Source organism: Prevotella multiformis, assembly GCF_018127985.1.
GTDB lineage: Bacteria > Bacteroidota > Bacteroidia > Bacteroidales > Bacteroidaceae > Prevotella > Prevotella multiformis.
The window spans coordinates 688290-700592 of the sequence record NZ_CP072358.1 but is presented as its reverse complement, the minus strand read 5'-3'; the positions used below and the strand labels follow the sequence as shown (position 1 = coordinate 700592).

At 55.8% G+C, this 12303-nt stretch carries 9 protein-coding genes; 7 read left to right on the top strand and 2 right to left on the bottom strand.

The genetic code is table 11. The features are described 5' to 3' along the window. Positions 1-3 precede the first annotated feature (3 nt). From J4864_RS09060 to recA, 6 genes are all read left to right on the top strand, one after another. Positions 4-969: a PstS family phosphate ABC transporter substrate-binding protein gene (locus J4864_RS09060; RefSeq protein ID WP_211814636.1), complete on the top strand. Its 966-nt coding sequence runs from the start codon at positions 4-6 to the stop codon at positions 967-969. 207 nt (positions 970-1176) lie between these two features. After that, complete coding sequence (locus tag J4864_RS09055; protein WP_211814635.1) at positions 1177-2592, top strand: tetratricopeptide repeat protein; 1416 nt, start codon at positions 1177-1179, stop codon at positions 2590-2592. A gap of 955 nt (positions 2593-3547) precedes the next feature. Next, positions 3548-4168: a DUF6621 family protein gene (locus tag J4864_RS09050; RefSeq protein ID WP_007366955.1), complete on the top strand. Its 621-nt coding sequence runs from the start codon at positions 3548-3550 to the stop codon at positions 4166-4168. Between the two features lie 12 nt (positions 4169-4180). Further along, positions 4181-5419 (top strand): saccharopine dehydrogenase family protein, encoded by a 1239-nt coding sequence (locus tag J4864_RS09045; protein ID WP_211815382.1) that lies wholly within the window; start codon positions 4181-4183, stop codon positions 5417-5419. A gap of 4 nt (positions 5420-5423) precedes the next feature. Continuing rightward, on the top strand, positions 5424-5741 hold the full coding sequence (locus J4864_RS09040) for a TfoX/Sxy family protein (protein ID WP_211815381.1): 318 nt from the start codon (positions 5424-5426) through the stop codon (positions 5739-5741). A gap of 33 nt (positions 5742-5774) precedes the next feature. Further along, positions 5775-6800, top strand: a complete 1026-nt coding sequence (gene recA, locus J4864_RS09035; RefSeq protein ID WP_211815380.1) for a recombinase RecA — start codon at positions 5775-5777, stop codon at positions 6798-6800. A gap of 143 nt (positions 6801-6943) precedes the next feature. Here the strand turns inward: recA and J4864_RS09030 are convergent, their stop codons facing one another. Further along, complete coding sequence (locus tag J4864_RS09030) at positions 6944-7180, bottom strand: hypothetical protein (RefSeq protein ID WP_211815379.1); 237 nt, start codon at positions 7178-7180, stop codon at positions 6944-6946. Between the two features lie 49 nt (positions 7181-7229). Between J4864_RS09030 and J4864_RS09025 the strand changes: the two genes are divergently transcribed. Further along, the gene (locus J4864_RS09025; RefSeq protein ID WP_317194576.1) at positions 7230-11210 is read left to right on the top strand and encodes a DEAD/DEAH box helicase; all 3981 of its coding nucleotides are present in this window, start codon (positions 7230-7232) and stop codon (positions 11208-11210) included. Between the two features lie 728 nt (positions 11211-11938). On the opposite strand, the gene J4864_RS09020 is transcribed toward J4864_RS09025, so the two are convergent. After that, positions 11939-12301: a GntR family transcriptional regulator gene (locus J4864_RS09020; RefSeq protein WP_007366949.1), complete on the bottom strand. Its 363-nt coding sequence runs from the start codon at positions 12299-12301 to the stop codon at positions 11939-11941. Positions 12302-12303: the final 2 nt, after the last annotated feature.

Sequence of the window (12303 nt, the reverse complement as noted above, 5' to 3'; positions counted from 1 at the left end):
GATATGAAAAGACCGAGATTCTACATTACAGTAGGATGGATGCTGACCCTCGGCTTCCTTCTGTCCGCCTGCGGACAGAAGAAGGCCAGGGACGGCAGAACAGATACACCGACGTCAGGGACGATTAAGTTCGCCTCTGACGAAAGTTTTAGTCCTATTATCGAGGAACTGCTGCAGACGTATCAGTTCCGTTATCCACAGACCCACCTGCTGCCGATCTATACGGACGACAACAAGGGGATGAAACTGATCCTCGACCAGAAGGTCAACCTCTTCTTCACTTCGCACAAGCTGACGAAGGGAGAGGATGCCATGTTACGGGGGAAAGGTCCTATTCCGGAGGTATTCCCGATAGGATATGACGGGATCGCCTTCATCGTGAACCGTGCCAACAGCGATTCCTGCATCACGGTCGGCGACGTGAAGAAGATTCTCAGCGGACAGATTGCACGATGGAAACAGCTGGATCCGAAGAGCGGCCGGGGCGACATCGAAGTCGTCTTCGACAACAGGGCTTCGGCGACGCTGCATTATGTCGTCGATTCCATCTTAGGCGGAAAGAACATCAAGAGCGCGAACATCGTCGCGGCCAGCAGCAGCAAGGCGGTCATCGACTATGTTCACAAGACTCCCAATGCGATAGGTGTCATCGGGTCCAACTGGTTGAACGACCACCGCGACTCCACGAACACCACATTCAAGAAGAACATCACGGTGGTAGGCATCTCGAAGACCACCGTCGCACAGCCCGGCAACAGCTGGCAGCCCTATCAGGCTTACCTGCTCGACGGCAGATACCCGTTCGTCAGGACGATCTATGCCATCGTTGCCGATCCCCACAAGGCGCTGCCGTGGGCTTTTGCCAATTTCGTCACCAATCCGATCGGACAGAAGATCATCTTCAAGGCGGGTCTGCTGCCTTACCGGGGAGAGATCAACATCCGGGAAGTGGAGGTGAAGACGGAATAGCGCTGACGGCCGGCATCCGGCCGGCATCAAAGTGGCAGCCATGAAAGCGGCGGTCACAAAGGAGCGGTCACAGCTCCGGAGTCTCTTCTCTCCCTGCCATTTCCGCTTATCATCGCTTTTCTCCGCCCATCCCAGCTTATTATCGCTTATCATCACCTATTATCACTCATCCCCTCACAGAAAGCAACCCTTTAAAGAACGAGAATTATGAATACAAAGAAATATCTTATCGCCGGAGCATTGATGTTGGCAATGTCTGCGCCGGCAACGGCACAGGAAGTCAACTATGCCGAGGCACTGAAACCCATCACCGCTGCCATCCAGGCCGCACCGAACGACCCGAAGGCGGCCAAGGATCTCATCAAGGAGTATCAGAAGACCTTCAAGAAGAGTGAAGAGGCGATCGTCGCACTGGGCAACGTCTATCTGCTGCAGCACAATTTCACCGCTGCGACCGATATTGCCAACAGCGTGGTGAACAACAAGAAGTTCAACGGAAGTCTGGGGTATGTCCTCCTGGGCGACATCGCGGCTCTCCAGGACTCCATCGGCAACGCCGGTGCCGCCGCACAGCAGTACCAGACCGCCATCAGCCTCGACCCGCAGAACGTCGCGGCCTACGAGCGTTATGCGAAGGTCTACCGCCATGTAAACTCCAAGGTGGCTGTCGCCAAGCTCGAAGAGCTCCGCAAGGTGAAGCCGGATTACCCGGTTGAGGCGACGGCGGCGGAGATCATGCTCAGCGACGGCAAGTACAAGGAGGCGCTCGCATGGTACGACAAGGGGAATCCTGCCTATATGTCCGAGGACAACTTCTACAACTACGGTTTCGCCGCCTACATCACGAAGAACTACCAGAAGGCATTGGATGTCATGAAGAAGGGTCTGCAGAAGTTCCCGAACAGCGAATACCTCAGCCGTATCGCGATGATGGCGTCGGTCGAACTGAAGGATTATCCTTCTGCCATCAGCTACGGAAAGGTGGTCTTCGCCGGTACGGGCAAGAAGGTCGCCAACGACTATGACGTCTATGCCAAGGCGCTCTGCGGCGCGCAGCAGTATGACGAGGCCGTCAGCACGGTCAACAAGGCGCTCGAGGTCGATGCGAAGAACGTGGAGCCTCTGAAGACGCTGGCTGCCATCTATGCCGCACAGGGCAATGAGGACAAGTCGCTCGAGGTGCAGCAGGAGTATCTCTCCAAGAGCAGGAAGGCTACCAACAACGACTGGGCGACGCTTGCCAACACGTACGTGACGAAGGCGGAGGCTCTGACGGACCGTGCCGAGAAGAATGCCGTCCTGGCGAAGGCGCTGGATGTCTACGAGCAGATGGTCGAGAAGTTCCCGTCTATCTCCGACTGGGTATGGCTGAACCAGGCGAATGTGGCACAGCTCATGAACGACCCGGACAAGGTGGCTGAGATCTATCAGAAGGTGGCTGCCTATGAGGAGAAGAAACCCAAGCTCGATGAGGACAGCAAGAGCTATCTGGAGAGCGTGTACTACGGCCTCGGCTACTACTACTCGAAGAAGGGCAACAAAGAGCTTGCTGACCAGTATTTCAACAAGGTGCTGAAAGTGAACCCTGACAACGAGGATGCCAAGAAGGCACTGGGAATGTAATTATCTGAAACAATCATTGATAGGAGGGCGATGGTCGCAATGACCGTCGCCTTTTTTCGGTTCTTCCGTTAAATGCGTAGATTGGAAACAGGATAAAGGGTTATGCCTTTGCAGGGTATGACTGTCCAGAATCAGACAGTCTTGAAAAACAGGATAAACTGCAAGATAAAATGCCGGAAAAAGACAAACAGATACGATGTCTGTCCGTCAGCATGTCTTTCCGACTTCTACAAACAACTTATTCTCATATCATCGGTGTTTGTAAACATTTTTATGCGGTTCAAAGCTGACACATGCTCTTCTGGCTCCTGAAAGATGCCTGATTGACTTGCAAAAGATGCCCTTTCAGCGTGTTACCAACGCCCTTTTGAAGTCCAATCAGGCACCTTTTACGAATGGCTTAATAACCACTTGATTGACTGCTGGTTACAAATCTGCTCTTTGCACGTGTTCTTTATATTTGCAGATGATTCGTTTGAAATTATGTAATGGTTTTTCAAAGCCTTATCTGTCTTTTCAACGTATCAGAATGAAAAGGTCTTTGTATCAGGGGATGATGACAGAACAGGCAGTTGTCGGTCTTGGCCATGTTTTTGTTGAATGAACCACTTCGGCGCTTCCGTTAAAGCTATATGGAAAGCATCCACGCATTGAACGGAAGACCCTTTTTTCTGCCGCCCTGTGGGTGGATCCGCCTGCGGATGAGGCTCTGCGTAAGGACGGCTGCCCGGTGAAACGCGCGGCCGTATGGATTCTTCCAATATCTCTGTCTGCTGCCCCTGTCCCTCTGCCTGCCGACCGTTCCTGCCTTCCCGCCTGTTGGCCTTGAATCGCCGGCCTTGCACCCCGTCTCTCCGGTCCGCCGGCCTCAGACTCCGTTTTTCTCCTCCTGCATGGAATCAAAAACGGCTGCATTTATTTTGCAGTTCGCTTGATTTAGTGTATCTTTGTGGCTATGAATGCACAGCAGGCACAGAATATACGTTGGAGTGAAAACATCATCATCGCAGACGGTGATTATATAGACCATGTCGCTTTCGACCTCATCGTGAACTTTGAGCGGATGCTGGACCGTCGGATTCCTGCCGCCGACTTTAGCCAGTGGGCTGTTGACATCGCTCTTGACGGACGGCTGAAGCCCGGCGACCACGAGACGCAGGTGGTTCTGCTGCACGACAGGAAGCACCTGAAGCTGGAGAACTTCGCCCCGTCCGACTATGAGAAGGAGCTGAACGGACAGGCTTTCAGGGACGCCCGTCTCGGCGAGTTCATCATCAACGCCATTGCCACGGGCCATGAAGAGAGCGGGAAGGAGGCTGTCCTGCTCGATCTGCTGAATGTCCTTTGCAGTCATGAGGAGGTGAAACGCATCATGGTCGTGCCGGATGCAGAGGACAGCTCCCTGCTGCATTCCATTAAGAGAATCTTTGAGGAGGTCGATGATGAGCTGAAGCATGTCACGCTCTTTGCCATGCAGCCTGTCGAGGGCGGCAACTTCAGACAGCAGATTCTGGGGTATTCGCTTCTGAATTCAATGGGCATCTCTTCTTCGGAAATAGACGGTAAGATAAAATAACAAGTAAGATAAATGGGAAAAGTTTTAATGATCGGTGCAGGTGGCGTGGCCACCGTAGCCGCTTTCAAGATCGTCCAGAACCGGGACGTGTTTACGGAGTTCATGATTGCCAGCCGCCGCAAGGAAAAGTGCGACGCACTGGTCAGGGCCATCCATGACAAGGGCTACAAGGCCGACATCAAGACCGCACAGGTGGATGCGGACGACGTGGAGCAGCTGAAGGCATTGTTCAACGACTTCAAGCCCGAGCTGGTGATCAATCTCGCTCTGCCTTACCAGGACCTGACGATCATGGACGCCTGCCTGGCCTGCGGCTGCAACTATCTCGACACCGCCAACTACGAGCCGAAGGACGAAGCGCACTTCGAATACAGCTGGCAGTGGGCTTACAAGGACCGGTTCGAGGAGGCGGGTCTGACGGCTATCCTCGGCTGCGGTTTCGATCCGGGTGTTTCGCAGGCTTATACTGCATACGCAGCAAAGCATCACTTTGATGAGATTCACTATCTCGATATTGTTGACTGCAACGCCGGCAATCACCACAAGGCGTTCGCCACGAATTTCAATCCGGAGATCAACATCCGTGAAATCACCCAGAAGGGACTTTACTATGAGGACGGCAAATGGATTGAGACAGAGCCGCTGGCTGTGCATCAGGACCTGACCTATCCGAACATCGGCCCCCGTGACTCTTACCTCATGCACCATGAGGAGCTGGAGTCGCTGGTGAAGAACTATCCGACCATCCGGCGTGCCCGCTTCTGGATGACATTCGGCCAGCAGTACCTCACTTACCTCGACTGCATCCAGAACCTCGGCATGAGCCGTATCGACGAGATTGAATACGAAGCACCGTTGGCTGACGGCTCCGGCAAGACGGCGAAGGTGAAGATCGTGCCTCTGCAGTTCTTGAAGGCGGTGTTGCCTAACCCGCAGGACCTCGGCGAGAACTACGACGGCGAGACCTCCATCGGCTGCCGTATCCGCGGTATCAAGGACGGCAAGGAGCAGACCTATTACATCTATAACAACTGCAGGCATCAGGATGCCTACAACGAGACGGGAATGCAGGGCGTGAGCTATACGACAGGCGTGCCGGCAATGGCTGGTGCAATGATGTTCTTCAAGGGACTGTGGCGCAAGCCGGGTGTTTGGAACGTGGAGGACTTCGATCCGGATCCGTTCCTGGAGGTGCTCAATAAGCAGGGCTTGCCTTGGCATGAAGTGTTCGGCGGTGATTTAGAACTATAAGAAGATGGCTTGCTCTTTGGATTTTATCGAATTTGTCTGCAGTCAGATAGCTGCGGCAGGGACTGTGCGATACAGGAAGATGTTTGGCGGTTACATCATTTATGTTGACGAAAAGCCCGTCATCACAGCCTGCGACAATATACCTTACGTGAAAGAACACGAGGCTGTCAAGCCGATGATGCTGTCTGCCGAACGTGGATTCCCCTACGAAGGTGCCAAGGAACACTACGTCTTAGATGTTTCAAGGTCTGATTTTGCAGTCAGGGTTGTCAAGACCTTGGCAGAGGTTTTGCCCTATCCAAAAAGCAGAAAGAAGAAATAATGTTTTATCAATCAAAAACGAGATATACAGTATATGGCAAAAGAAGATACAGGCGCTGCATCAGCTGCTGAGGGAAAACTGAAAGCCTTGCAGGCGGCAATGTCCAAGATAGAGAAAGACTTTGGGAAAGGGTCCATCATGCGGATGGGCGATGAACAGATAGAGCAGGTAGAGGTCATCCCTACGGGCAGTGTGGCCCTTGATACCGCACTCGGCGTGGGCGGCTATCCGCGTGGCCGCATCATCGAGATCTTCGGCCCGGAGAGCTCCGGTAAGACCACCCTCGCCATCCATGCCATCGCCGAGGCGCAGAAGCAGGGCGGCATCGCTGCCTTCATCGATGCCGAGCATGCCTTCGACCGTTTCTATGCGGAGAAGCTCGGCGTGGATGTGGACAACCTCTGGATCTCGCAGCCTGACAACGGCGAACAGGCTCTGGAGATTGCCGACCAGCTGATCCGCTCCTCCGCCATCGACATTCTTGTAATCGACTCCGTGGCGGCCCTCACGCCGAAGAAGGAGATCGAAGGCGACATGGGCGACTCTGCCGTCGGCCTGCAGGCACGGCTGATGAGCCAGGCCCTGCGCAAGCTCACCTCCACCATCTCGAAGACCAACACCTGCTGCATCTTCATCAACCAGCTGCGCGAGAAGATCGGTGTGATGTTCGGCAATCCGGAGACCACCACCGGTGGCAACGCCCTGAAGTTTTACAGCTCCGTCCGCCTTGACATCCGTCGTGTCACGTCCATCAAGGACGGCGATCAGGTGATCGGCAACCAGGTGCGTGTAAAGATCGTGAAGAACAAGGTGGCGCCGCCTTTCCGCAAGGCGGAGTTCGAGATCACCTTCGGCGAGGGCATCTCGAAGATCGGCGAGATCGTCGATCTGGGCGTGCAGTACGGCATCATCAAGAAGAGCGGCAGCTGGTTCAGCTATAAGGACACGAAGCTCGCCCAGGGCCGTGATGCCACCAAGACGATGATCAAGGACAATCCCGAACTGGCCGAGGAGCTGGAGGGACTGATCAAGGAGGCCATCTCGGCACAGACGAAATAAGCGCACGGAGCGTGTCGGGGATGTCAATTCGGCAGGGCAGACGGCCCGTCTGTCCTGCCGTTTCACGTCTTGCCGGGATTTGAATGCGCTCTCCTTCTGTGGGATAGCGGCCAGGCATCCATGGAAGCCGTGGGTGTCGTCTTTCATTCAGTCTGCACATGACCTGTCCTGCCGGGCAGTGGGGCACTCGTTCCCAGCCGGTTGGGAATCCTGATCCCGGCCGCCGGGACTTCCGTTCCCAGTGTGCCGGGAACCGTGTTCCCAGCTGTCGGAATGGCCTCTGCCGCAGGAGTGACGGCAGGGGCGGTGCTCCTTTCGTGCATCCGGCCTTGCCTTTCTTTGCTTAAAGTACCATCATAATTTGTTTTTTTATTCTCCATGTCACCGTTCTTCTCCCTTTCTTCCAATGAGTGTGATCTGCTTATGCTGATGGCTTATTTTTATGGAAACAAGTATGAGAAAAGCTGGTTTGCCAGGGTGGCGTCCAGGTTTTTCTCGCCAGCCCTCTTCGAAAAGACTTTCTCAAAGCTGCAGCAGGGAGGGATGCTGCAGGAAGGACACAAGTACTATTATAGCGGCTCCCGCGTCTATATGGTGAGAAAGGAAATGCTCGCGCCGGCCGTCATCGCCCTCTTCAAGGAAGAAAACCGGGAAAGGCTGGCCGCCGTCCGTTCCATCTGCAAGAAAGAGACAGGACGGGAGAGGGTAGACCCGCTGGTACGCCTGACGGTGCATTTCTCGGCGCCGGACGCCCCTGAGGCGGTCGGGTCTCTCGTCGGGCTGACGGACGACGACCTCTTCAGCTGTTTTTCCCAGCTGCTCTACGACAAGGAGTATGCCTCCTTCTTCCGTCCGATGTCCTGTGATGTCCTTTCGATCTTGCTGAAGCGCTCCCTCCGTGAGGCGATGGTGCTTGACAGGAAGGTAGACTGGGACTATCTGAAGGAGCTTGTCTTTGCCGGCAGGCGGGCAGAGGAGAATCTGATTCAGAAGCGTGAACTGGAATCGGTCTTCGCATTTTACTGTTATTTCGGTACGGGCGAGATCTGTGTCGACCTCAAGAAGTCTATCGCCAATGCCTTCAGCCTTCAGATTGCAGCGGCCGACGCCCTGTACAAGGGCGACAACGCTTTGGCCTACAAGCTCTACGCCAAGGCGATGGCGGCGAACAACAAGGTCGCTCCTCAGAAAGGGATCTTTTTGAATCCCGTTTCCAATTATTATTTTGCGCTCGCCGCTATCCTGACCAACACGGAGACTTCCCTGAAGAAAATCGAGACGATCGTGAAGCGGAACGGGGAAGGCGCTTACACGCCGACCTACTTCCTGGTATCGCCCCTGAAGGATTATTTCTGCGGGAAAACCGAGCCGACAGTCCCCCCGTCGGCTTATCGGTCACTGCTCGACAGCTCCTATGGAAAGATGGTACGCTGGCTTACCGGGAAGCTGTACAGCCGTCTCGGCATCCTCTCCGGCAAGGTGTCCAGGCCGCTCGAAAAGCCGAACTGGGCTTACCTGCGGCATGAAGCCGGTTTCCCGGAAGACGAGGGGCATGCCGGAGAGCTGCAGCGGAAGTTCGGCGGCTCCTCCGTGCTCGACCGGCTGGAGATAAAGTCGGTCTGGCAGCTCCGGCTGGAGACGCTCATTGCCGAGAACCAGGCCGGAAGCGGCAAGGACGAGCGGGACGGACGGGAGACGATGCTTGTCTACCTCATCCGCTATGGTACGATCGTCCCCATCCTCAAGCGGCGGCTGAAGAACGGCAGCTGGTCTGTGGGGAAGGAGCTGTCCGTGCGCGACCTGCTCAATCTCGACGACCCCTGTCTGGATGCCGCGGACCAGCGTGTCAGGGAAGGCATCTTCTCGTGGGAATACAGCATTTATGTAGACAAGTACATCCATCTCCTCGTCGGCTGCGACCATGTCTACACGGGTTCTGCCTATGAACTCCAGCCGGTGAAGGTACACAGCGAGAAACCTTACCTTATCATCGACAAGCGGAAGGACGGCTCTTTCGGGGTCTCGACGAATGTCGAAGAACTGGAGAAAGGAGAGAAGAGTTCGTTTTTCTACAGGAAGAACACGGAAACGGACTATTCCGTGTTCACGCCTTCCGCCTTTGAATACAAGACCTACAAGAACATCCTCGCACAGCGGGTCTATCCGGCCGAGGCCGAGCCGCTGCTCGTCAGGCTGATCACGGCGATCGGCGGAAAGACGGAAATCCACTCCAACATGGTGGCGGAGCTGGACGACCTGCAGCAGATGCCTGTCCCGCCCTGCGTCACGCTGCGTGTCGGCTCTGCGGCAGACAACAGCTTCCAGCTTGCGGCGGTGGTGCGCGCTTCGGACAGTCTCCTCTTCGTTCCGGGAAAGGGGAACATCACCTCGATCGTCGAACAGGACGGCAGGAAGGTGCAGCTGGTACGCAACCTGAAGCAGGAGCGGAAGAGCATGAAGGAGATCAGCCGGGAACTGGCCGCGCTGGACTTCCTTGAAGAGGACGAGGACTGGATGCCCGAGAGCATCACGGAGTCGGTGACGCTTCCTGTCCAGACGATGCTCCCTTTCATCCAGTGGTGCAAGGAGCACGGGGAGGTCTGTGTGCTGGAGTGGGCGGAAGGCTGCAAGGTGACCTTCCATCCGGGCATCAGCAGCAGTGCGGCGCACATAGCCTTCAAGTCGAAGAACAACTGGTTCGAGGTGGAGGGCGATGTCGAAATCAGCGACGGACAGGTTCTCTCGCTGCAGAAGCTGCTCGACCTGATGCACCGGAATGCCCGGCAGAAGTACATCCGCATCGGCGACAGCGAGTTCATCACGATCAGCAACCGGCTCTCGCATCTTCTGAAGCGGCTCGACACGGTGACGAACGAGAACCGTTCGCATCTGCAGATGGCGCCGGCGGCGGTGTCCCTGCTGGGCGACGTGCTGGACGACGCCTCCCTGCACATCCGGCGTGACGGGGCGGTCGATGCCTTGCGCCGGCGCATCGAGGAGAGCAGCAGGCACGTCCCCGCCGTCCCCAGGACCCTGCAGGCACAGCTGCGCGACTATCAGGAGGAGGGATTCGAATGGATGTCGAAGCTGACGGCATGGGGGGCAGGGGTCTGCCTGGCTGACGACATGGGACTGGGCAAGACCCTCCAGACCATCACCCTGCTGCTCGAACAGCAGGAGAAAGGGGCCTCGCTGGTCGTCGCCCCGGCATCGGTCGTGCCCAACTGGCGCAACGAACTCCGGCGGTTTGCCCCGACCTTGCAGGTGACGGTGCTCAACCAGAGCGGAGACCGCCCGGGCGACATCAAGGCGGCGAAGGCGGGCGAAGTCATCATCATCACCTATGCCCTGCTGAACATCCAGCAGGACGACCTCACGGACAGGGAGTGGAACGTCGTCTGCCTGGACGAGGCGCATACCATCAAGAATGCCAATACGAAGATGTCGAAGGCGGCCATGAAGCTGCAGGCGCAGCGCAAGGTCATCCTGACGGGTACGCCCATCCAGAACCACCTGGCGGAACTGTGGAACCTCTTCCAGTTCATCAATCCCGGTCTTCTGGGGAGTGCCGAACAGTTCAAGAAGAAGTTTATCCTGCCCATCGAGGGCGACAACGACAAGAGCCGCCAGAGCCAGCTCCGCAAGCTGATCTCGCCTTTCCTGCTGCGGCGGACGAAGAGCGAGGTCATCGACGAACTGCCTGCGAAGAACGAGATCAGGCTGCCGGTCGAACTGTCCTCCGACGAGATGGCGATGTATGAAGTCCGCAGGCGGGAGACGGAGGAAAAGGTGCGTGCCAACGCCGCCGACAAGGTGAGTACGCTGGCGGAGATCACCCGCCTGCGGCAGATGGCGTGCAGCTGTTCGCTGGTCGACAGGAAGTGGAAACTCCCCAGCAGCAAGGTGCTCGCCTTCATCGACCTGGCCGAGAGCCTGAACGACAGCGGCAACCGCGCCCTTGTCTTCAGCCAGTTCACGAGTTTCCTCGACGAGGTGAGACGGGCCATGGACAAGGCGCGGCTGCCTTATCTCTACCTTGACGGCAGTACGCCGATGGCGCAGCGTGAGAAGCTGGTGCAGGACTTCCAGACGGGCAGGTGTCCTTTCTTCCTGATCAGTCTGAAGGCCGGAGGGCTGGGGCTGAACCTCACGGGGGCGAACTACGTCATCCATCTTGACCCCTGGTGGAATCCCGCCATCGAGCAGCAGGCCACCGACCGCGCCTACCGCATCGGGCAGAAGCAGGAGGTGACGGTCTACCATCTGATCAGCCAGCACACCATCGAGGAGAAGATCCTCCGGCTGCACCGGACGAAGCGCAATCTTTCCGATTCGCTCCTCGAAGGAACCGACCTCTCGCACGCCATGACGCAGGAGGAGCTGCTCGAACTGCTGCAGGACAACAGATAGCCGTCCGCCGTGAGGGAAGCAGCAGGAAAAAGGTCCTTCCGTTGAATGTGCGGATGTTTTTTCGCATCGCTTTAACGGAAGAACCGAAGTGATCTGTTGAACAAAAACATGGCCAGGACGGTCAGCGGTCTGTTCTGTCATCATCTCCCGATACAAAAACCTTTTCAATTTGATATGTTGGAAATACGGATAAGGTTTTGAAAAACCATTACATAATTTCAAACAAATCATCTGCAGATTAAAAAGAAACGTGTAGAAAGCAGGTTTGTAACCGGCAGTCAATCAACTGGTTATTAAGACGTTTGTAAAAGGTGCCTGATTGGGCTTCAAAAGGGCGTTGGTAACACGGCAATAGAGCACCGGTTGCAAGTCAATCAGGCATCTTTTAGAAGCTAAAGGAGCATGTGTCAGCTTTGAGCCGCATAAAAATGTTTACAAACGCCGGTGATATGGGAATAAGTCGTTTGTGGAAGACGGAAAGACAGACTGATGGACAGGCATCGTATCTGTCCGTCTTTTCTGCATTTTATCTTGCAGTCTGTTCTCCTTTGCAGGATCCTCTGATTTCGGACAGTCATCCCCTGCAAGTGCATCAGCCTTTATTCTGTTTCCAGTCCATGTATTTAACGGAAGAACCGGAAAGAAGCCGGAGGAGCGGGCCGGTGGCCGGGCGACTGCGTTCCGGCCGTGCTCCTTTGGCTTCCAGGTCTGTTTCTTTCGGGAGAGGGTCACTGCCGCCGGGGCTTCGCCCATTCCTTCCCGATCTCTTCCAGGGTGATTCCCAAGAGTTCCATCTCGCGGAAGAGGGAGGGAAGCGTCTGGGAGAGGAAGGCCTTGCGGCGCGCCGTCATGATCTGTTCCCTTGCACCGTCCGAGACGTAGTAGCCCAGTCCGCGCCGGATGTAGATGATTCCCTCACGGGCAAGCAGCTCGTAGGACTTCACGGCGGTGTTGGTGTTCACCTGCAGCATGACGGCATACTCCCGGACGGACGGTATGCGGTCGTCGGTCTTGTAGGTCCCGGCAATGATCTCGTCGCACAGACGGTCTGCCATCTGTTCATAGATGGCCTTGTTATCCTCGAATTTCATAC

Coding starts and splice junctions, on each gene's coding strand:
- J4864_RS09030 (WP_211815379.1), bottom strand. CDS start 7,180: ATGGAGAATAAAAAAACAAATTATGATGGTACTTTAAGCAAAGAAAGG.
- J4864_RS09055 (WP_211814635.1), top strand. CDS start 1,177: ATGAATACAAAGAAATATCTTATCGCCGGAGCATTGATGTTGGCAATG.
- J4864_RS09060 (WP_211814636.1), top strand. CDS start 4: ATGAAAAGACCGAGATTCTACATTACAGTAGGATGGATGCTGACCCTC.
- recA (WP_211815380.1), top strand. CDS start 5,775: ATGGCAAAAGAAGATACAGGCGCTGCATCAGCTGCTGAGGGAAAACTG.
- J4864_RS09045 (WP_211815382.1), top strand. CDS start 4,181: ATGGGAAAAGTTTTAATGATCGGTGCAGGTGGCGTGGCCACCGTAGCC.
- J4864_RS09040 (WP_211815381.1), top strand. CDS start 5,424: ATGGCTTGCTCTTTGGATTTTATCGAATTTGTCTGCAGTCAGATAGCT.
- J4864_RS09050 (WP_007366955.1), top strand. CDS start 3,548: ATGAATGCACAGCAGGCACAGAATATACGTTGGAGTGAAAACATCATC.
- J4864_RS09025 (WP_317194576.1), top strand. CDS start 7,230: ATGGCTTATTTTTATGGAAACAAGTATGAGAAAAGCTGGTTTGCCAGG.
- J4864_RS09020 (WP_007366949.1), bottom strand. CDS start 12,301: ATGAAATTCGAGGATAACAAGGCCATCTATGAACAGATGGCAGACCGT.